Source organism: Stenotrophomonas sp. a6, assembly GCF_030913325.1.
GTDB lineage: Bacteria > Pseudomonadota > Gammaproteobacteria > Xanthomonadales > Xanthomonadaceae > Stenotrophomonas > Stenotrophomonas maltophilia.
Map to the genome: position 1 here is coordinate 3,241,021 of NZ_CP133161.1, position 20,244 is coordinate 3,261,264.

Annotated in this window: 20 protein-coding genes; 2 read left to right on the forward strand and 18 right to left on the reverse strand. The window is 67.0% G+C overall.

Features of this window, described 5'->3' with window-relative positions:
* Position 1: 1 nt before the first annotated feature.
* From Q9Q79_RS15005 to rlmD, 9 genes are all read right to left on the reverse strand, one after another.
* Complete coding sequence (locus tag Q9Q79_RS15005) at positions 2 to 271, reverse strand: hypothetical protein (protein ID WP_024958257.1); 270 nt, start codon at positions 269 to 271, stop codon at positions 2 to 4.
* A 177-nt stretch (positions 272 to 448) separates the two neighbouring features.
* The gene (locus tag Q9Q79_RS15010; protein ID WP_012480967.1) at positions 449 to 1,717 is read right to left on the reverse strand and encodes an NAD(P)/FAD-dependent oxidoreductase; all 1,269 of its coding nucleotides are present in this window, start codon (positions 1,715 to 1,717) and stop codon (positions 449 to 451) included.
* Positions 1,718 to 1,821: 104 nt separating this feature from the next.
* Positions 1,822 to 2,028 carry a cold-shock protein gene (locus Q9Q79_RS15015; RefSeq protein WP_005410590.1) on the reverse strand — a complete coding sequence of 69 codons (207 nt, stop codon included), beginning with the start codon at positions 2,026 to 2,028 and terminating at the stop codon, positions 1,822 to 1,824.
* Between the two features lie 88 nt (positions 2,029 to 2,116).
* Positions 2,117 to 2,863 carry an S-methyl-5'-thioinosine phosphorylase gene (locus tag Q9Q79_RS15020; RefSeq protein WP_006461208.1) on the reverse strand — a complete coding sequence of 249 codons (747 nt, stop codon included), beginning with the start codon at positions 2,861 to 2,863 and terminating at the stop codon, positions 2,117 to 2,119.
* An 82-nt stretch (positions 2,864 to 2,945) separates the two neighbouring features.
* Complete coding sequence (locus tag Q9Q79_RS15025; RefSeq protein ID WP_012480969.1) at positions 2,946 to 3,500, reverse strand: hypoxanthine-guanine phosphoribosyltransferase; 555 nt, start codon at positions 3,498 to 3,500, stop codon at positions 2,946 to 2,948.
* The gene (gene nagZ / locus Q9Q79_RS15030; protein WP_005414204.1) at positions 3,500 to 4,507 is read right to left on the reverse strand and encodes a beta-N-acetylhexosaminidase; all 1,008 of its coding nucleotides are present in this window, start codon (positions 4,505 to 4,507) and stop codon (positions 3,500 to 3,502) included. Before nagZ ends, Q9Q79_RS15025 begins: the two co-directional genes overlap by 1 nt.
* A gap of 160 nt (positions 4,508 to 4,667) precedes the next feature.
* Positions 4,668 to 5,363, reverse strand: a complete 696-nt coding sequence (locus tag Q9Q79_RS15035; protein ID WP_005414203.1) for a DsbA family oxidoreductase — start codon at positions 5,361 to 5,363, stop codon at positions 4,668 to 4,670.
* A gap of 113 nt (positions 5,364 to 5,476) precedes the next feature.
* Positions 5,477 to 5,962, reverse strand: a complete 486-nt coding sequence (locus Q9Q79_RS15040; protein ID WP_049461630.1) for a CYTH domain-containing protein — start codon at positions 5,960 to 5,962, stop codon at positions 5,477 to 5,479.
* A gap of 34 nt (positions 5,963 to 5,996) precedes the next feature.
* Entirely contained in the window at positions 5,997 to 7,331 is a 1,335-nt protein-coding gene (rlmD, locus tag Q9Q79_RS15045) for a 23S rRNA (uracil(1939)-C(5))-methyltransferase RlmD (RefSeq protein ID WP_005414201.1), read from the reverse strand.
* A gap of 127 nt (positions 7,332 to 7,458) precedes the next feature.
* Here rlmD and Q9Q79_RS15050 point away from each other — a divergent pair, with 127 nt between their 5' ends.
* Positions 7,459 to 8,187 (forward strand): response regulator, encoded by a 729-nt coding sequence (locus tag Q9Q79_RS15050; protein WP_012480972.1) that lies wholly within the window; start codon positions 7,459 to 7,461, stop codon positions 8,185 to 8,187.
* A 569-nt stretch (positions 8,188 to 8,756) separates the two neighbouring features.
* On the opposite strand, the gene recO is transcribed toward Q9Q79_RS15050, so the two are convergent.
* The 9 genes from recO to rpoE all read right to left on the reverse strand — a co-directional run bounded on the left by recO (position 8,757) and on the right by rpoE (position 17,425).
* Positions 8,757 to 9,476, reverse strand: coding sequence for a DNA repair protein RecO (gene recO, locus Q9Q79_RS15055; protein ID WP_005410598.1), 720 nt, complete (start codon positions 9,474 to 9,476; stop codon positions 8,757 to 8,759).
* Between the two features lie 18 nt (positions 9,477 to 9,494).
* On the reverse strand, positions 9,495 to 10,391 hold the full coding sequence (gene era, locus Q9Q79_RS15060) for a GTPase Era (protein ID WP_005410599.1): 897 nt from the start codon (positions 10,389 to 10,391) through the stop codon (positions 9,495 to 9,497).
* Positions 10,388 to 11,068 carry a ribonuclease III gene (rnc, locus tag Q9Q79_RS15065; protein WP_005410600.1) on the reverse strand — a complete coding sequence of 227 codons (681 nt, stop codon included), beginning with the start codon at positions 11,066 to 11,068 and terminating at the stop codon, positions 10,388 to 10,390. Before rnc ends, era begins: the two co-directional genes overlap by 4 nt.
* Positions 11,058 to 11,441, reverse strand: a complete 384-nt coding sequence (locus tag Q9Q79_RS15070) for a DUF4845 domain-containing protein (protein ID WP_005410601.1) — start codon at positions 11,439 to 11,441, stop codon at positions 11,058 to 11,060. The genes rnc and Q9Q79_RS15070 overlap by 11 nt, the downstream gene beginning before the upstream one ends.
* Before the next feature lie 52 nt (positions 11,442 to 11,493).
* Positions 11,494 to 12,288: a signal peptidase I gene (gene lepB, locus Q9Q79_RS15075; protein ID WP_005410602.1), complete on the reverse strand. Its 795-nt coding sequence runs from the start codon at positions 12,286 to 12,288 to the stop codon at positions 11,494 to 11,496.
* Between the two features lie 54 nt (positions 12,289 to 12,342).
* Positions 12,343 to 14,136, reverse strand: coding sequence for a translation elongation factor 4 (lepA, locus tag Q9Q79_RS15080; RefSeq protein WP_005410603.1), 1,794 nt, complete (start codon positions 14,134 to 14,136; stop codon positions 12,343 to 12,345).
* A 180-nt stretch (positions 14,137 to 14,316) separates the two neighbouring features.
* Positions 14,317 to 15,852 (reverse strand): DegQ family serine endoprotease, encoded by a 1,536-nt coding sequence (locus Q9Q79_RS15085; RefSeq protein WP_005410604.1) that lies wholly within the window; start codon positions 15,850 to 15,852, stop codon positions 14,317 to 14,319.
* A gap of 74 nt (positions 15,853 to 15,926) precedes the next feature.
* Complete coding sequence (locus Q9Q79_RS15090) at positions 15,927 to 16,808, reverse strand: sigma-E factor negative regulatory protein (protein ID WP_065183431.1); 882 nt, start codon at positions 16,806 to 16,808, stop codon at positions 15,927 to 15,929.
* Positions 16,805 to 17,425 (reverse strand): RNA polymerase sigma factor RpoE, encoded by a 621-nt coding sequence (rpoE, locus tag Q9Q79_RS15095; protein ID WP_005414197.1) that lies wholly within the window; start codon positions 17,423 to 17,425, stop codon positions 16,805 to 16,807. Before rpoE ends, Q9Q79_RS15090 begins: the two co-directional genes overlap by 4 nt.
* A 235-nt stretch (positions 17,426 to 17,660) precedes the next feature.
* Between rpoE and Q9Q79_RS15100 the strand changes: the two genes are divergently transcribed.
* Positions 17,661 to 19,724 carry a 3-hydroxyacyl-CoA dehydrogenase NAD-binding domain-containing protein gene (locus tag Q9Q79_RS15100; RefSeq protein ID WP_201864138.1) on the forward strand — a complete coding sequence of 688 codons (2,064 nt, stop codon included), beginning with the start codon at positions 17,661 to 17,663 and terminating at the stop codon, positions 19,722 to 19,724.
* The last annotated feature ends 520 nt before the right edge of the window (positions 19,725 to 20,244 follow it).

The window sequence follows — 20,244 nt, forward strand, 5'->3', positions numbered from 1 at the left end:
CTCAGGCCGGGCCAATGCCCAGCTGCGGCATCAACTGGAAATCAGGGGTGTCATTCTCACGCCGCCGCGGCAAGGCCTGGATTGCCGCCAGCATCTCCTGCGCGCAGGTCCGGATGCGTGCGTGGTGTTCCGGCGACGCATGGCTGACCAGGCTGCCGACATGGAACTCGAATACATCCTCCAGTACGTCGGGCTGGTCCTCGTGCAGCATCTGCAGCAGTCCACGCAGCTTGCAGATTTCCGATTCCAGCTCTTCGACCGCGAACAACATGGCGTCCTCCTCTTCATCAAGCGGCACGTCTGGGCCGCAACAGGCCGCAACAGCAGCGCTGCCCGGGCCACGCGCGATGTTGATCACGGAAAGGAAAACGGGCGACGCGCAGTCGCGTGCAAGCTACTTCTCGCACATCCGCGGTGAGGCAACCGTTAATTCACGTGACGGCACGCTTCACGCGGTGGCCGTGATCGCGTTGCTGCGAGGTATTTCCATCGTCGTCGCCAATGCGTCGATGAAGGCCGGATCCAGCGTAAGCGAACCGAACCACCCCTGCTGCGTGCCGCTGAGCACGCGCAGCATGTGGCCACGGCCTCCGGGCAGGCGCCCCATCGGGCCCAGCAGCACGTCGCGCGTCTTCGCCCAGGCATCGCGATCGGACTGGAACAGCGGCGTCAGCCAGCGACTCCAGCGCTGGTAGACCGCCACGTGCGCCCTGCGTTGCGCCTGGTAGGCCTGCAATGCAGCGGCACCACCGCCATGCGTGCGCACCGCATCGCGCAGCGCCAGCGCATCGAGCAGCGCCATGTTCACCCCCTGCCCCAGCTGCGGGCTCATCGCGTGCGCCGCATCACCTGCCAGCACCATGCGGCCCTGGTGCCAGCGCGTCATCACTGCATCGCGATAGACCGCGCGCGCCAGCTGGCCGGCATCGCGCAGGTGGGCGAAGCGCGCACTGGCCTGCGGCCACAGCGCATGCAGCTCGTCCAGCCAGGGCGTCATGCCATCGGCCTGCCAGCGCTCGAAGTCGGTGCGTGGCAGGCTCCAGAAGAAACTCAGGCGCGGCGTGTCATCGCCGGGGCGCGTGCCGACCGGCAACAGGCCGATCATCTTGCGCGCGGCCACGTAGCGCTGCCGCAGCTCCTGCACATGCGGCCAGTCTTCAGCCGGCAACAGGCACCACAGCGCTCCCCACGGATACACGCGGTCCAGCCCGGCACCGCCGGCAATGGTGCTGCGCAGCGTAGAGGCCGCGCCATCGGCGGCCACCACCAGGTCGAACGGGCCATGCAGGCGCCCTTCGCTGTCGCGCAGGCGGCCCTGCTCGGCATCCACGGCAGCGATGGTGACGCCCGCATGCAGATTGCCTGCCCCTGCGCGCGCCTGGTCCAACAGCGAGAACAACGCCCCACGCTGCATGCCCAGGCCATGCAGGCGCGCATCCAGACCGTCGTAGCGCATGTCCATCACCGCGCGCTCGCATGGCGTGTCGCCATACAGGCGGTGCACCGGCGCGGCATGCGCGCGCACCGCATCCAGCAGGCCCATCTGCCACAGCACCTGCAGGCCGCTGGGCTGCAGCAGGAAACCGGCACCCACCGGTCCCGGCGTCGGCACGCGTTCGAATATCTCCACTTCGTGGCCGTCACGGGTGAGGAGGATGGACACCGCCTGTCCAGCGGTGCCGTAGCCGATCACGGCGATACGCAGTCGTTCCGTCATGGCCACATTGTGCCCGAGGCGGGTGGATCGCGAACCGGCCGCGGGCACGCCGCGCAAAAAAAAAACCCCGCCGAAGCGGGGTTTTCAACGCACTGTCGAGTGGATCACTCGGCCGGCGTGATGTTCGAAGCCTGGGCACCCTTCGGGCCCTGGGTCACGTCATAGGTGACACGCTGGCCTTCCTGCAGGCTGCGGAAGCCCTTGGAGTTGATGGCGGAGAAGTGCGCGAACACGTCGGCGCTGCCATCCTCCGGCGAGATGAAGCCAAATCCCTTGGCGTCGTTGAACCACTTGACGGTACCGTTCGGCATGGTGATGCGAGACCTTATGCAATGAATGGGTGGTGTACGCTGAACCCGCGCACAAGCTGAGTATGCAAAGCTTGCTCGGGGAAGACAATCACCCCCGCGCCAATTCGCCCACCAGTTCCGGAAGTCCGTTGCTGGCCGCCTGTACGTTGGCCAGCACTTCGGCCATCGTAATCTCCTCGCCATCACCACAGCCGGCAGCCCAGTTGGCGATGATCGCCAGGCAGGCGTAATCCAGCCCCAGTTCGCGTGCCAGCGCGGCTTCCGGCATGCCGGTCATGCCCACCAGGTCGCAGCCGTCGCGGCGCATGCGGGCGATTTCAGCGATGGTTTCCAGGCGCGGGCCCTGCGTTGCGCCGTAGCAGCCACCGTCATGGACCGTGACGCCGGTCACTTTGGCCGCCGCCAGGATCTTGCTGCGCAGCATCGGCGTGTACGGGTGGCCGAAATCGACGTGGACCACATCGGTGCCCTCTTCTTCACAGATGGTGCTGATGCGGCCCCAGGTGTAGTCGATGATCTGGTCCGGGCAGGCCAGCACGCGCGGGCCGAAATCCTCGGTGATGCCACCGACCGTGTTCAACGCCAACACGCGCTGCGCGCCCAGCTGCTGCAGCGCGGCCAGGTTGGCGCGGTAGTTGATCTTGTGCGGCGGCAGCGAGTGGCCTTCACCATGGCGCGCCAGGAACGCCACGCGATGGCCGAGCAGCGTACCGACGCGCACCGGGCCCGACGGGCGGCCGAAGCGGGTGTCGACCTCGTGGGTCTGCACGTCGTCAAGCTTGGCCAGGTTGTAGACACCGGTACCGCCGATCACGGCCAGGGCGATCTGTTGCATTCGAAGCACTCCATGAAAAGACGAACGCCGGCACCCGAGGATGCCGGCGGCAGAAGAAGACGCGCCGCGGGCGGCTGCGCCGTTATTCCTTCATCGCGTAGATGGCCGGCACGCAGCGCAGGGTTTCGTTGACGTCCATGCCGAAGCCGAACACGTAGCGGTCCGGCAGTTCGATGCCGGCGTAGTCGGCGGTCACGTCCGGCAGCGCGCGGTCGTGCTTCTTCACCGTCATCGCGGCGATGCGCACGTCGGTTGCGCCCTGTTCCAGGCACCAGGTGCGAACGCCCTGCAGGGTGTAGCCCTCGTCAAGGATGTCGTCGACCAGCAGCACGCGGCGGCCGAACAGCGAGGTGGCCGGCTTGTGCTTCCAGACCAGGTCGCCGCCGGTGGTTTCACCGCGGTAGCGGGTGGCGTGCAGGTAATCAAACTGCACGTCCTGGCCGCGCGCGCCCAGTTCCAGCGCCAGCTGGCCGGCGAACGGCAGCGCACCGTGCATGATGGACAGGAACAGCGGCACCTCGCCCTTGTAGTCGCGCGCGATGGCGTCGGCGATACCAGCGATGGCCTTGTCGATGGTGGGGCGGTCGACCAGCAGGTCAGCCCGGGCCAGGGCCTGGGAAATGGTGAGGTTGGGCATCAGACGGTTCTTCCAAGGGTTTCAAGCAGACGGGTTTGGGTGTCGCCATGGCGGGCATCGGCCAGCAGGCCATCCCAGCCAAGCGCGCCGCGGCCGATCAGGCCCAGCAGCGCAGCGGTATTGAGGGAGCGCCCCTGCACCGCGTGCAGGGCTTCATCGACCAGCTCCGGGTGGCAGACGAGCACCACGTCGCAGCCGGCGTCCAGATGGGCGTGCACGCGCGCCGGCACGCCGCCGGCGCTGTGCGAGGCGGCCATGCCGATGTCGTCGGAGAACACCACGCCACGGAAGCCGAGCTCGCCGCGCAGGATGTCCTGGATCCAGCGCGGCGAGTAACCTGCCGGTTCAGGCGCAATCTGCGGGTAGATCACGTGCGCCATCATCACCGCATCGGCACCGGCGGCGATGCCGGCCTGGAACGGCACCAGGTCCTGCGCACGCAGCTCGTCCAGCGCGCGCGGATCGATCGCAGTATCGACGTGGGTGTCTTCCAGCACGGTGCCGTGGCCGGGGAAATGCTTGAGCGTGGCGGCCATGCCGACCGAGTGCATGCCACGCACGTAGGCGGCGGTGAACGCGGCCACCACCTGCGGGTCTTCACTGAAGGCGCGGTTGCCGATGGCACGGTTGCCACGGCCAAGGTCGACCACCGGCGCGAAGCTCAGGTCCAGGCCGCTGGCGCGTACTTCGCTGGCCATCAGCCAGGCGTGCCGTTCGGCCAATGCCAAGGCCTGCTGCGGGTCGGTGGCATACAGGGCACCAATGTCCTGCAGTGGCGGCAGATCGCTGTAACCCTCGCGGAAACGCTGTACACGACCGCCTTCCTGGTCCACGCAGATCAGCTGCGGGCGCGGCGCGGCGGCGCGGATCGCCGCGCTAAGATCGGTCACCTGCTGGCGGGAGGCGAAGTTGCGCTTGAACAGCACCACCCCGGCCACGGCATCGTGCTGCAGCCAGTCACGTTCCTGGGCGGTCAGTTCGGTGCCGGCAACGCCGATCAGCAGCATGGTCGATCTCCACAACGCGCGCCCGCATGGCGCAGTGCCGCATTGTCGCAGAACCGGCCGACAGGCGCAGTGGTCAGAAAAAGGGGAGTGTGCGGTCAGAGCCCCTGCGGGGATCTGACCCCGGGGCCGGATCCCCGCAGGGGCTCTGACCCCGATCTGCTCAGACCTTGCAGCCGTCCGGGCCGCAGGCCTCGTCGTCGCCAGCCGGGGTGGCCGGGGCGCCCTGTTCGGCGGCAATCTGGCGCAGGGCGTTGGCGAAGGCCTCGGGGGGCTGCGCCCCGGAAATGGCCCACTTTCCATCGATGACGAAGGTCGGCACCGAGGAGATGCCCAGCGCATGCGCCTCCGCCAGCTTGGCTTCGACCTCGGCCAGGCCGCGGTCGGAGGCCAGCATCTGCGCGATTTCGCCGCCGTCCAGGCCGCCCGCCACACCGGCCTTGATCAGCACCGCGCTGTCCGCCAGGTTCTGGCCAAGCTCGAAGTGGGCGCGGAACAGCGCCTCCCCGACCGCGTCCTGCACGCCGTGCTGGCCGGCCAGCCACAGCACCCGATGTGCCGGCAGCGTGGTCACCCGCACCTGGCCCCGGCTGAAGTCCATCGGCAGGCCTTCCGCACGCGCCGTGGTCTGGGTCTGGCCGAGGATCTGCTCGGTGCGCTCGACGCCACCGAACTTGCGCACATAGGCCTCGCGCAGCGGCACCGGGGTGTCGTCCGCGTCCGGGTCCAGCTGGAACGGCTGCCAGTGGATATCGAGTTCAGGCGCATCGGCGCCCAGCAACTGCACGCCCTGCTGGAAACGATGCTTGCCGATCCAGCACCAGGGACAGACCACGTCGGAGTAGATGTCGATTCTCATCCCACCGACATGGGGCCCGCCCCCGCCGAAAAAAGGGGACGGAGGGGATTAAGTCGCTTTCCGCACAGGCGGGGTAAAGACGACTTAATCCCCTCCGTCCCCTTTTCAGGGTTTCACCACTGTGAATAGGGATGACTGGCGAGCGCGACGTTGTAGTAGCGGGCGTCGTCGGTGACTTCCGCGCCGGCCCAGTCCGGCAGCTCGATGGCCCGGTCGGCGCTGTCCAGTTCCACCTCGGCCACCACCAGACCGGCGTTGTCGCCGAGGAACTCGTCCACTTCCCAGGTCAGGCCGGCGTGCTCGACCAGATGGCGGCGCTTGTCGATCAGGCCACCCACGCACAGCGCCAGCAGCGCGCGCGCGTCCTCCACCGGAATCGGGTAATCGAATTCCTGCCGGGTGTGGCCGATGGTGCGCGACTTCAGGTTCAGCGCAGCATGGTCGCCCTCGATACGCACGCGCACCGAGGCGTTCTGGGTTCCGCGATCCAGCGCGCCCATGTCGTTGATGTAGCCCTGCGCCATCGGGATCACCCGGTGCGCAGCGGATCGCCAGCCATCGTTGATGACCAGGAATTTGCGTTCGATTTCAATGCCCATGGCGCGATTATGCGCCATGGGTGATGACAGCCGCTCAGCGCTTCTCGAACACCGCGATGCTTTCCACGTGCGCGGTGTGCGGGAACATGTCCATCGCACCGGCACTGACCAGGGTGAAGCCCTGTTCGTTGACCAGATAGCCGGCATCGCGCGCCAGCGAACCCGGGTGGCAGCTGACGTAGACGATGCGCTTGAACTGCTTCAGCGGCAGCTGCTGCAGCACTTCGATGGCGCCCGAGCGCGGCGGGTCCAGCAGCAGCTTGTCGAAGCCCTGGCGCATCCACGGCGTGCTGCGCTGGTCCTGGGTCAGGTCGGCGCTGAAGAACTGGGCGTTGGCCAGCCCGTTGCGCACGGCATTCTCACGGGCACGCGCGACCAGGCCGGCATCGCCTTCCACACCCACCACTTCGCGCACTCGGCGGGCCAGCGGCAGGGTGAAGTTGCCCAGGCCGCAGAACAGGTCAAGCACGCGTTCGTCCTCGCCCGGCTCAAGCAGGTCCAGGGCGTGGGCGATCATCTTTTCGTTGAGCTTGGCGTTGACCTGGATGAAGTCCAGCGGGCGGAACGCCAGTTCCACGTCCCAAGGCGCCAACCGGAACGACAGCGGCACGCCCTGCCCGTCCAGCGGCTGCACGGTGTCCACGCCGCCGGATTGCAGGTAGATCACGAAACCATGCTGCTGGCCAAAGGCGGCCCAGGCGGCGCGGTCGGCATCGCTGAGCGGCTGCAGGTGGCGTACGGTCAGCACCACCGCCTGGTCACCGGCGATGAACTCGATCTGCGGGATGTCGCGCTTGCCATCGAGCGATTCGATGAAGGTCGACAAGGCCTCGACCTTGGTACCGATCTCCGGGATCACGGTCAGGCACTGGCTGAGATCGGCGACGAAACGCGGGTCCTGTTCACGGAAACCGACCAGGGTCTTGTCCTTCTTCTCGACCCGGCGCACCGAGAAGCGGCCCTTGCGGCGATAACCCCAGCTCTCGCCGACCAGCGGCGCCAGCACCTTGCCCGGCTTCACATGGCCGATCCGCTCCAGGTTGTCCATCAGCACGCGCTGCTTGGCGACGATCTGCTGGTCTTCGTCCAGATGCTGCAGCACGCAGCCGGCGCAGGTACCGAAATGCGGGCACTTCGGGGTCACGCGCTGGGGCGAGGCCTGCAGCACTTCCACCGTGCGCGCCTCGTCGAAATGGCGGCTGCGGGCGGTCTGTTCGGCCATGACCACCTCGCCCGGCAGGGCGCCGCTGACGAAGGTGACCTTGCCGCCCTCGCCTTCACGGCGGGCGACGCCGCGACCATCATGGCTGAGGTCGAGGATCTCGGTCTGGAACGGGGTACGGTCGATGCGGGAGCGGGATCGGGCCACGTGGCAACAGGCTGCGGGCAAAAATGGGGGCACATTGTCGCAGATCCTGACTGGCAGGGTCCGGACCCGCTTGCGCCCGCCGCCGCCGTGCTTGATGATTGCAGCAGCTGACATGGAGGCAGCCCTGATGCAGATGACCCCGCGGGCCAGCCGGCCCCGCTTCCTGCTTGTCGAGGACGACATCATCAGCCGCGGTTTTTTCAAAGCGGCGTTGGAAACGTTACCGGCGGACGTGGACACCGCAGATTCATTGGCCAGTGCGCTGGCCAGCGCCGAGCCCGGCGCGCATGACCTGTGGCTGATCGACGTCAACCTGCCGGACGGCAACGGCGCGCAGCTGCTGCGTGAACTGCGCCGTTCGCACCCCGATACCCCGGCGTTGGCGCATACCGCCGATGGCGACACCTCCATCCATGCCCGCCTGCGCGAAGCTGGCTTCAGCGACACGCTGGTCAAGCCGCTGGGCCGCGACCAGTTGCTGAAGGCCGTGCGCCGGGCACTGGTGAACAGCCCGGCGGGGATCTCCGTTGCCCCGGCTCCGGCAGCGGTCGAGCTGCAGGTGCAGGACTGGGACGAGACCGCGGCACTGGCCGCGCTCAATGGCCAGCGCAACCACTTGATCGCGCTGCGCGAGCTGTTCCTGGCCGAGTTGCCGGGCGTACGCGACGCGGTCGAGCAGGCGGTGGACCAGCACGACGAGCGCCAGCTGCGCAGCCAGCTGCACCGGTTGCAGGCGAGCTGTGGGTTTGTCGGCGCGGCACGGCTGGGACGGGCGGTGCGGCAGCTGCATCATGCGCCCGAGTCCGGGCAGGCCCAGGATGGGTTCCGCGCCGCGGTGGCTGCCCTGCTGCATTGAGGGTTTTTCGGCAGGGCTGCGCCCTGCACCTGCCGAAGCTTCAAGCCAGGGCAACACCAAAGGCCAGAGCCAGAGCGGCTCTGGCTTTCTGCTTGTTGGGCGGGGCGGTGTGGGTTGGCAGGACACGCCGTAAACCCATCCCTGGGGGCTCGATGGCGCCATCCATGGCGCCAACGGTCCTGCCAACCCACACCGCCCCACCCCCGACAGATTCCCGGTGACGGCGGGTAGATCCACGCCATGCGTGGATGAATCTCAATCAGAATCAAATATTTCGAATTGAAATCGAAACGCATCCACGCATGGCGTGGCTCTACTGTGTCGACCAAGGTCGACACCCACCAGAGCAGAGTGCCGTTCCGACAGCTCGCAGGAATCTGTCGAAGGCGGGGTGGGTCCGGTTGCGGGAGTGTCCGCGGCATGGATGCCGCGGCCAAGCCCCCAGGGACGGGTTTACGGCGTCTCCCGCAACCGGACCCACCCCGCCATCCCACGGAATGCATGCTGTTGTTGTTGCTGTTGCTTTGGCCTCGGCAGGTGCAGGGCTGCAAGCCCTGCCGAACACCCCCCTACCTGCGGGGCGCGAGCTGCTCGAGCATTTCCCAGGACTTCAGGCCGCGTGGCCCGAGGTGATGGGCCAGCACCCGCCGCATCGGCAGGCGCAGGCTGGCCAGGTCGGCGGCAGCGGGCTCTTCGTCGGCCGCCAACGCCAGCAGCGCCGAGCCAGTGGCCGCCGCCCGGCGTTCCCCACCGCGCTCACTGAGCAGGCGCTGCGCGCCTTCCTGTGGGTCCAGCTCGTAGCGCGCGGCCGGGTCGATCGGCTGGCCGTCGCTGGCACTGTCCAGTTCGAAACCCAGGCCCAGCGCGGTCAGCAGCTCGCGCTCGAAACGACGCAGCGTCCAGGCCAGGCCGGCACCGACCGCCAGCCGTGCGCGCGCTTCGCCATAGGCCAGATACAACTCAGGCAACGGATCCTGGCGAGGTGCCAGGCGCAGGGTCAGTTCACTCAGATAGAAGCCGGCCAGCATCGCCTGGCCGACCAGGCGCGGGGCCGCATCCAGCGCTTCAGCGCCGCGCAACTGGGCCAGTTCACCGCGCTGCTGGGCGCTGAAGCGGATCCACTGCAATGGCTGCAGGGCAGCGCGCAGCACCTGGCCCTTCGCGGTTGACACACCACGCGCGAGCAGGCCAACGCGGCCATGCTGCGCGCTCAACACCTCGACCAGCAGGCTGGTCTCGCGGTAGGCCCGCGCATGCAGCACGAAGCCGGTGTCGTCCTCGATCATCATCGAAGCGACCGCAACGGCTTACTCGTAACCGAAGGCCTTCAGCGCGGCCTCGTCATCGGACCAGCCTTCACGCACGCGCACCCAGGTCTCAAGGAACACCTTGGCCCCGAACAGACGCTCCATCTGCAGGCGGGACTTGGCGCCGATCTCCTTGAGGCGGGCGCCGCCCTTGCCGATCACGATGGCCTTCTGGCCTTCGCGCTCGACCCAGATCACCGCGCCGATGCGCAGCAGGTTGCCGTCCTCGGTGAAGCGCTCGATCTCAACGGTGGTGGCGTACGGCAGCTCTTCGCCGAGCTGGCGCATCAGCTGCTCGCGTACCAGCTCGCCGGCCAGGAAACGCTGGCTGCGGTCGGTGATCTCGTCCTCGCCGAACATCGGCGGCGCTTCCGGAAGCAGCTTCAGCACGTCGCGCACCAACGCTTCCAGGCCATTGCGCTTCTGCGCCGAGATCGGATGCACGGCAGCGAAATCACGGCCTTCGGTCACCTGCTGCAGGAACGGCAGCAGCGCGCCCTTTTCCTTCAGGCGATCGATCTTGTTGACCACCAGCACCACCGGAATGCCGGCATCGCGCAGCACATTGAAGGCCAGGCTGTCTTCTTCATCCCAGCGACCGGCCTCGATCACCAGCAGGCCGGCATCGACGCCCTCCAGCGAGCCGCGCGCGGCACGGTTCATCACCCGGTTCATCGCCCGCTTCTGCACCTTGTGCAGGCCGGGGGTATCAACCAGCACCAGCTGGCCTTCCGGGTAGGTGGCGATGCCCAGCAGGCGATGGCGCGTGGTCTGCGGACGGTTGGAAACGATGCTGACCTTCGCACCGACCAGGGCATTGGTCAGGGTCGACTTGCCCACGTTCGGGCGGCCGATGACGGCCACGCTGCCGCAATGATGAGGAGTTTGTTCGCTCACTTGGAATCCAGTTGTTCTAGGACGGCCGCAGCCGCCTGTTGTTCGGCAAGCCGCCGCGAGGCGCCTTCGCCCTCGGTGCTGGCGGCCGGGTCGGCTACGTTGCAGCGTACCCGGAAGTGCTTGGCATGGTCGTCACCGGATTCTGACACCAGTTCATACTGCGGCAACGCCTTCTGTCGGGCCTGCAACCATTCCTGCAGGCGGGTCTTGGGGTCCTTCTCGGGACGGCCGGAGGCCGGCAGCGCCTCGATCGAAGCGCTGAACCAGGGCAGTACCACCGCCCGGCAGGCCTCGAAGCCGGCATCCAGGTAGATCGCCGCCACCACGGCTTCCACTGCGTCGGCCAGGATCGAGTCGCGGCGATGACCGCCGGACTTCATTTCGCCCGGGCCCAGGGTCAGCCGCTCGCCCAACTGCAGGGTGCGCGCGATCACCGCCAACGCGCCTTCGCGCACCAGCTCGGCACGGGCACGGGTCATCGCCCCTTCGTCAGCCTTGGGCCAGCGTCGGTACAACGCCTCGGCCGCCATCATGTTGACGATGCTGTCGCCGAGGAACTCCAGGCGCTCGTTGTGCGGCGCACCGGCACTGCGATGCGTCAGCGCCTGCTTGAGCAGGGCCGGGTCGCTGAAGGCATGACCGATCAGGTCGCCACGTTGGATGAATTTACTGGGCACCGCTTCGTGTCAGGTCCTGGGAAGAATCGAATTTGCCAACCACATCGAGGTTGCCGATCAGCTGGCGACGCACTTCGTAGTTGACCTTGAGGGTCCAGCCATTGTCGCGACGGTCGAACTTCACGTTGGCCGGCTTCACATTGTCCGAGTAGTTGATGTACAGGCGCTTGAAGAACAGGTCCTGGATCCGCGACGGCTCCATGCTGCCCACGCCCGGCTCGTTGGCCAGGCTCTTCATCGCCGAGCGCACGGCGTAGTACTCCTGGTACATCGGGAACAGCTTCATGCCGATGTAGAGGAAGAAACCGACCACGATCAGGACCGTCAGGAACGAGGTCAGGGTCATGCCGCGCTGCGTGTTCATCGTCTTCATTGCGTTCTCCCCAGATACGCGTTGGATGTGAAGGTACTCAGTTGATGCCCGATCAGTTGATGCTCGAGCCGATCCGCGACGGCTCGAAGCCATCCTTGCAGAACCAGCCCTGGCAGTTCAGCCAGATCAGGAAGGCCTTGCCGCGCAGGTTCTCCTCCGGCAGCAGGCCCCAGAAACGGCCGTCGTCGCTGTTGTCGCGGTTGTCGCCCATCACCAGGTACTTGCCGGCCGGCACCGTCCACTGGCCCTGGCCGCGCGGGTAGTCGGTCTCCAGCACGGTGTGGGTGCGGCCCGGCAGGTGCTCGACCAGCAGGTTGGCGCCTTCGCCCTGACCCTTGTGGCCGGCGTAGATGCCCTTGTTGTCGTACTTCAGCGGCTCGCCATTGAGGATCACGCCGTCGCCTTCGAAGACCACGGTGTCACCCGGCACGCCGATCACGCGCTTGATGAAGTTCTCGCCCTTGGCCGGGTCGTTGTCGCTGTGGCCGGGGAAGTGGAATACCACCACGTCGCCACGCGAGGGCTCGCCGAACGGCACGATCCTGGTGTTGCTGATCGGCAGGCGCAGGCCGTAGGAGAATTTGTTGACCAGGATGAAATCGCCGATCAGCAGGTTCGGCATCATCGAGCTGGACGGGATCTTGTACGGTTCGGCAATGAAGCTGCGCACGATCAGCACAATCGCCAGCACCGGGAAGAACGCACGCGAGTAATCCACCAGCACCGGCTCGGAATCGAGCAGGCCGGCGCGCTGGGCGCGACGCTTGGCGAGGTACAGCTTGTCCGCAAGCAGGATCAGGCCCGAGGCCAGGGTCAGCACGACCAGGAGGATCTCAAACAGTTTCATTCAGGGTCCTTTGCAACGTCACCGGACGACCGGCCCCGCAGGGCCGGTGCGGGATTACTTGTTGTCCATCTGCAGCACGGCCAGGAACGCTTCCTGCGGGATCTCCACGCGGCCGACCTGCTTCATGCGCTTCTTGCCTTCCTTCTGCTTTTCCAGAAGCTTCTTCTTGCGCGAAACGTCGCCACCATAGCACTTGGCCAGCACGTTCTTGCGCATGGCCTTGACCGTGGTACGGGCGATGATCTGCGAGCCGACCGCAGCCTGGATGGCGACGTCGAACATCTGGCGCGGAATCAGGTCCTTCATCTTCTCGCACAGCTCACGGCCACGACGGTCGGCATGGCTGCGGTGCACGATCAGCGACAGTGCGTCGACCTTGTCGCCGTTGATCAGCACGTCCACGCGCACGAACGGGCCGGCGTCGAAGCGGACGAAGTGGTAGTCCAGCGAGGCGTAGCCACGGCTGACCGACTTCAGCTTGTCGAAGAAGTCCAGCACGACCTCGGCCATCGGCAGCTCATAGCTGATCTGCACCTGGCTGCCCAGGTAGTTGATGCCGATCTGGCTGCCCCGCTTTTCTTCGCACAGCTTGATGATGTTGCCGATGTACTCCTCGGGAGTGAGCACGTTGGCACGGATGATCGGCTCGCGGATCTCCTCGACCTGGTTCACCGGCGGCAGCTTGGCCGGGTTGTCCATGTTGATGATCGAGCCATCGGTCTTCAGGACTTCATACACCACCGTCGGCGCGGTGCTGATCAGGTCCAGGTTGTACTCGCGCTCCAGGCGTTCCTGCACGATTTCCATGTGCAGCATGCCCAGGAAGCCGCAGCGGAAGCCGAAGCCCATCGCCTCGGAGCTTTCCGGCTCGAAACGCAGCGCGGCATCGTTCAGGCGCAGCTTGTCCAGCGCTTCGCGCAGGTCCGGGTAATCTTCGGCATCGACCGGGAACAGACCGGCGAACACGCGCGGCTGCATTTCCTGGAAGCCCGGCAGCGGCTTCGGTGCCGGGTCGCCGGCCAGGGTCAGGGTGTCGCCGACCGGCGCACCGTGCACGTCCTTGATGCTGGCGGTGACCCAGCCCACTTCACCGGCACGCAGCGCAGGCAGCACTTTCCGCTTCGGCGTGAACACGCCGACGTTGTCGACCTGGTGGTTGCGGCCGGTGGACATCACCTGCAGCTTGTCACCGGCCTTGATCTCGCCCTGCATCACGCGTACCAGCGAGACCACGCCCAGGTAGTTGTCGAACCAGGAGTCGATGATCAGCGCCTGCAGCTTCTCGGTGTCGCGCGGTGTCGGCGGCGGGATGCGATGCACGATCGCTTCCAGCACGTCCTGCACGTTCAGGCCGGTCTTGGCACTGACCGGCACGGCGTCGGAGGCGTCGATGCCGATCACGGCCTCGATCTCGGCCTTGGCGCGCTCGATGTCGGCGGTCGGCAGGTCGATCTTGTTGATCACGGGCACCACTTCCAGGCCCTGCTCCACCGCGGTGTAGCAGTTGGCCACCGACTGCGCTTCCACGCCCTGGGCCGCATCGACCACCAGCAGCGCGCCTTCGCAGGCGGCCAGCGAGCGGCTGACTTCATAGGAGAAGTCGACGTGGCCGGGGGTGTCGATGAAGTTCAGATGGTAGGTCTGCCCGTCCTTGGCCAGGTACGGCAACGACACCGACTGCGCCTTGATCGTGATGCCGCGCTCGCGCTCGATCGGGTTGGAGTCGAGCACCTGCGCTTCCATCTCGCGGGCCTGCAGGCCACCACAGAGCTGGATGATGCGGTCGGCCAGCGTGGACTTGCCGTGGTCGACATGGGCGATGATGGAGAAGTTGCGGATGTTCCGCATCGAATCAGAAGACATAGGTGGCGGCGGCGCGCGGCGTCGTCAGGGTAACGGTCGATTATCGCATGCCCGGCGCCCCACCGCGAAAGCGGACTGCTCGGGCCCCGCCCGGAAAGGCCGAAGCCCCGCCAGGGCGGGGCTTCAGGGGAGACACAGGGGCCGCCGAAGCGGCCCCGGCAAGCCTTACTGGCCGGCCTTGACCGCCACGAAGGCGCTGTTGCCGTTGCCGGTGCGCACCAGCAGCATCACCACGTCGTCCTTCTTGTAGCTGGACAGCGCCCGGTTCAGGCTCTCCACGCTGCCGACCGGGGTACGGCCGACCTGCAGGATCACCATGCCCGGAGACAGGCCGGCATCACGCGCCGCCTGGCCCTTGACTCCGGTGATACGCACGCCTTCGTTGCCATCCAGGCCGAACTGCTTGCGCTGCGGTGCGGTCAGGTCGCTCACGTCCAGGCCCAGCAGGGCATTGGCGCCGGCCTGCGGTGCCGCATCGGGCCTGGCGGCAGACGCCGCACGGGCATTGCCCTGACCGTCTTCGCTCAGCGCCGTGAGCGTGGCGCTGAGGTCGCGCGGCTTGCCGTCGCGGATCACCCCCAGCGTGACCCGGCTGCCCGGTGCCATCGCACCGATCAGCGGCGGCAGGTCGGACCAGCTGTTGACCGGGCTGCCGTTGACCGAACGCACCACGTCGCCGATCTGCACACCGGCCTTCTCTGCGGCACTGCCGGCGACGATCTGGTTGACCAGCGCGCCACGGCTGTCGGGCAGGCCCAGGCCCTGCGCCTTCAGCGCATCGATCGGCTCGACCACCGCACCCAGCTGGCCACGGGTGACCTTGCCACTCTTTTTGATCTGCTCGACCGCGCTCATCGCCAGGTCGATCGGGATCGCGAAGCTGATGCCCATGTAGCCGCCGGAGGCGGAGAAGATCTGCGAGTTGATGCCGACCACTTCGCCGCGGGTGTTCAACAACGGACCGCCGGAGTTGCCCTGGTTGATCGCCACGTCGGTCTGGATGAACGGCACGTAGCGCTGGTCGGCGCCACCCGTGCTACGCCCCAGTGCACTGACGATACCGGCGGTGACCGAATGGTCGAGCCCGAACGGCGAGCCGATCGCGACAACCCACTGGCCGGGCTTCAGCGTATTGGAATCACCCACGCGCACGGTCGGCAGGTTCTTGCCATCGATCTTCAGCAGCGCCACGTCGTACTGCTGGTCGCTGCCCACCACCTTGGCGTTGAACTCACGGCTGTCGCCCAGCTTGACCTTCACGTCGCTGGCATCGGCCACCACGTGGTAGTTGGTCAGCACATAGCCATCGGGCGAAATGATGAAGCCCGAGCCCATGCCGCGGCCCTTGATGCTGGGGCCACCGTCCGGGCCGCCCGGGCCCTGCCCCGGCATCGGGAAGTCCGGGCCGAAGAAGCGACGGAAGAATTCCGGCATGTCGTCGTCACCGCCCATCGGGCCCCGCGAAGCCTGGCGGTTGGTGCGGACGATGGTGGTGTCGACGTTGACCACACCCGGCCCGACCTGTTCAACAAGGTTGGTGAAATCGGGCAGGCCGGTAACCAGCGGCTGTGCCGGTGCCCTTGGCGCGGTGGCTGGAGCAGCCTGGGTCGGGGCGGCCGGAGCCGGTGCCTGCGCGCAGGCCACCAGCGGCAGGGTCAGGGCCAACAGGCCCATGGCCTGCGTGCGGAGTCGGGGAGTCATCGGACGGCAACCTCCGGATCGGATGGAAAGAGGAATACGGGCCCCGCTGACGGCGGGGCGTGAAAGCGCCCGGCTCAGTCGCGCGGGCGCGGCGGCACCGGCAGGTCGTCCTGCAGGCGCGGCTCGAACGGGTAGAAGGCGGCGCCACCGGTATGGGCCGGGAAGCTGGCATTGAGCGCGCCGCCGGCGGCAGGCGCCAAGCTGGAACGCGGCCACGGCCGCGCCTGCAGCCCACCGACCTCGCCAAACGGCATGTTGCGGCTGCCATTGGCGGGTACGGTCGGGGTCAGCGGCGCCTGCGCAGCAGCCACCGCGCGTTGCGGCACGTCCTCACGCTGGGCGGCACGCGCGGCCTGCTGGCTGCGGGTGGCACTGGCGCGGCGGGTGTCCTGGCGGCGACCGGCAGTGGCCATCGCCAGGGCGGGAGCCGCCGTCACAGCCATCGCGGCCGTGTCTGCAGAGGCTTCGGTAACCGGGGCAGGATCGGTCGGCACGGTCGGCAGCTCCGCCTGGCTGGCGATCACCTGAGGTGCCAACGGCTCGCCCGGGGTGGCTTCCTTCAGCTTCTCACCGCCCATGAACAGCGCCACCGCTGCCACTGAAGCGGCCAGTGCGGCACCACCGCCCCAGGCCCGCCAGCCACTGCGACGCACCTGACGGCGCGGCTCGGCCTGCGGCGCAGGCTCGGCGGCGATGGCAGCAGCCACGGCGGAACTGAACCCGGCCGGGGCCAGTGCCGACGCCTGCCCACGCATCACGTCGCCCAGCAGCTGCCAGCGCTCCTGGCAGCCGGCCAGTTCGGGGTCATGCTCCATCCGCCGCAGCAGGAAGCGCGCTTCATCGGCGCCCAGCTCGCCATCGACCAGGGCCGACAGCTGCTCGCGATGGCGCTGGTCCAGGCGCTGCCCGGCGGGCGATTGATGGTTCTGCGATTCGTTGAACGGGTTACTGGTCATACGCGGCTCTTCTCACGGGTGGCGCTGCCGATGTCCAACAGCGGCCGGAGTTCGGTGTCGATCGCCTCGCGCGCCCGGAAGATCCGTGAACGCACGGTGCCGATCGGGCACCCCATTTTCTGCGCGATTTCCTCGTAGCTCAGGCCTTCCACCTCGCGCAGGGTGATCGCCGACCGGAGCTCTTCCGGCAGCGCGTTGACGGCCTTCATCACCGTCTGTTCCAGCTCCTGGCGCATCAACTCGCGTTCGGGCGTGTCGGTGTCGCGCAGGCGCGTACCACTGTCGAACTGTTCGGCATCGCCGATGTCGATGTCATCGGTCGGTGGCCGTCGATTGTGTGAAGCCAGGTAGTTTTTGGCGGTATTCACGGCGATTCGATGCAACCAGGTTGAGAACTGGGCGTCGCCACGGAAACTTCCGATCGCGCGATAGGCGCGGATGAAAGTGTCCTGGGCAACGTCCTGACATTCGCTCCAGTCGGCGATGTAGCGGCCGACAAGGGCCACCACGCGATGCTGGTACTTGCGCACCAGGACATCGAACGCGGCGCTCTCGCCGTGCTGCACGCGCCGGACCAGTTCCAGATCCAGCTCCTGTGGTGTATCAACCTCGGCCATGAGGGGCCGCACTCCTGTCAGCCCAACCGACGTCGGGCAATGAGACTGCCAATCCCGGGAAAAGTTCAGTCGCCGATCACCCGGCGCCGCACCAGCTTTTAACCACCGTTCCGTTAGCGTTCCGGTCCACGGCCATGGATCCGGGGTCGCCACTCCCCTGCTATTGGGATTTGACGCGGGGGAAACAACCTCTGGATCATAGCCGCTTCTCCATACACAACCGGATGGAACGTCCATGCTCTCAGGCTTCGATGGTCTCCGCTTCAGCCACTGGCACCCCGAGATCCGCGACGACGGCGTGGTGGTCCTCTCCCTGGATCGCCAGGACAGCAGCGTCAATGCCATGTCGCAGGATGTGCTGCTGGAGCTGGGTGACCTGCTTGAGCGCATTGCATTGGACCCGCCCAAGGGCGTGGTGATCCAGTCGCTGAAGAAAGCCGGCTTCATTGCCGGGGCGGACCTGAAGGAGTTCCAGGAGTTCGACCGTCGCGGCACCGTTAACGACGCCATCCGCCGCGGCCAGGCTACCTACCAGAAGCTGGCCGAGCTGCCCTGCCCCACCGTGGCGGCCATCCACGGCCATTGCCTGGGCGGCGGCACCGAGCTGGCGCTGGCCTGCCGCTATCGCGTGGCCTCCAATGACAGCAGCACCCGCATCGGCCTGCCGGAAACCCAGCTGGGCATCTTCCCGGGCTGGGGCGGCAGCGCGCGCCTGCCGCAGCTGGTCGGCGCACCCGCGGCAATGGACATGATGCTGACCGGCCGTACGCTGTCGGCCTCGGCCGCGCGTGGCATCGGGCTGGTCGACAAGGTGGTGGCACCGGCCGTGGTGCTCGACACCGCCGTGGCGCTGGCGCTGTCCGGCACCACGCGCCCATTCAAGCAGCGCGCAACGGCCTGGGCCACCAACACCTGGCTGGCACGCACGCTGCTGGCACCGCAGATGGTCAAGCAGGTCGCACGCAAGGCCAAGAAGGACCAGTATCCGGCGCCCTACACGCTGATCAGCACCTGGCAGCGCAGTGGCGGCAAGCCGATCCAGGCGCGTTTGGACGCCGAGCGCCGCGCGGTGGTGAAGCTGGCCAGCACCCCGACCGCGCGCAACCTGATCCGCATTTTCTTCCTCACCGAACGCCTGAAGGGCCTCGGTGGTGGTGATTCCGGCATCCGCCACCTGCACGTGGTCGGCGCCGGCGTGATGGGCGGTGACATCGCCGCCTGGGCCGCCTACAAGGGCTTTGAAGTGACTCTCCAGGACCGCGAGCAGCGCTTCATCGACCCCGCCATGGAGCGCGCGCAGGCGCTGTTCGCCAAGAAGGTGCGCGACGAGAGCAAGCGCCCCGCCGTGGCCGCGCGCCTGCGTGCCGACCTGGAAGGCAACGGCGTGGCCGAGGCCGACCTGGTGATCGAAGCGATCATCGAGAACCCGGAAGCCAAGCGTGCGCTGTACCAGACGCTGGAACCGAAGATGAAGCTGGACGCGCTGCTGACCACCAACACCTCGTCGATTCCGCTGGTGGAACTGCGCGACCACATCCAGCGCCCGGCGCAGTTCGCTGGCCTGCACTACTTCAACCCGGTGGCGCAGATGCCACTGGTGGAGATCATCCACCACGACGGCATGGCGCCGGAGACCGAGCGCCGCCTGGCCGCGTTCTGCAAGGCGCTGGGCAAGTTCCCGGTACCGGTGGCCGGCAGCCCGGGCTTCCTGGTCAACCGCGTGCTGTTCCCGTACATGCTGGAAGCCGCCACCGCGTATGCCGAAGGCATTCCGGGCCCGGTGATCGACAGGGCCGCGGTGAAGTTCGGCATGCCGATGGGCCCGATCGAACTGATCGACACCGTCGGCCTGGACGTGGCCGCCGGCGTCGGCCGCGAACTGGCGCCGTTCCTGGGCCTGCAGATTCCAGCAGCCTTGCAGACGGTGGAGCCGGACAAGCGCGGCAAGAAGGACGGCCAGGGCATCTACACCTGGGAAAACGGCAAGCCGAAGAAGCCGGACGTGGCCAGCGATTACCAGGCCCCGGCCGATCTTGAGGACCGCCTGATCCTGCCGCTGTTGAACGAGGCGGTGGCGTGCCTGCACGAAGGCGTTGTGGCCGATGCGGACCTGCTGGATGCCGGCGTGATCTTCGGTACCGGCTTTGCCCCGTTCCGCGGCGGTCCGATCCAGCACATCCGTGCGGTCGGTGCCGATGCGATCGTCGAGCGGCTGAAGGCACTGCAGCAGCGTCACGGCGACCGTTTCGCCCCGCGCCCGGGCTGGGACAACCCCACCCTGCGCGAACCGGTGGTTTGAGTTTATCGGCCGGGCCTGCGGCCCGGCACCCGCGTTTCAAACCAAAGCCAAAGCCAGAGCCGGAGCAACAGCCGGCTCTGGCTTTTCTGTTTGGTGGGCGGGGCGGTGTGGGCAGGCAGGACACGCCGTAAACCCATCCATGGGGGCTCGATGGCGCCATCCATGGCGCCAACGGTCCTGCGCAACCCACCCGCCCGACCTCTGACAGTTTCCGTGTGCTGTCCAGCCACGTAGAAGAAAAAAGAAAATCAAAATCAAACGCCGGTCGCTTCGCTCCTGGTGTCGACCAAGGTCGACACCTACCAGTCATCGCAGTTCACTCACCGTCACCGGAAATCTGTCAGGGGTGGGGCGGTGTGGGCAGGCAGGACCGTTGGCGCCATGGATGGCGCCATCGAGCCCCCATGGATGGGTTTACGGCGTGTCCTGCGTAACCCACCCGCCCGGCCAAGCGCAGCTTTTGCTTTACACGACCAAGCAACCAGCCACGAGGGGCTGCGCCGTTGGCTGGAACAACCTG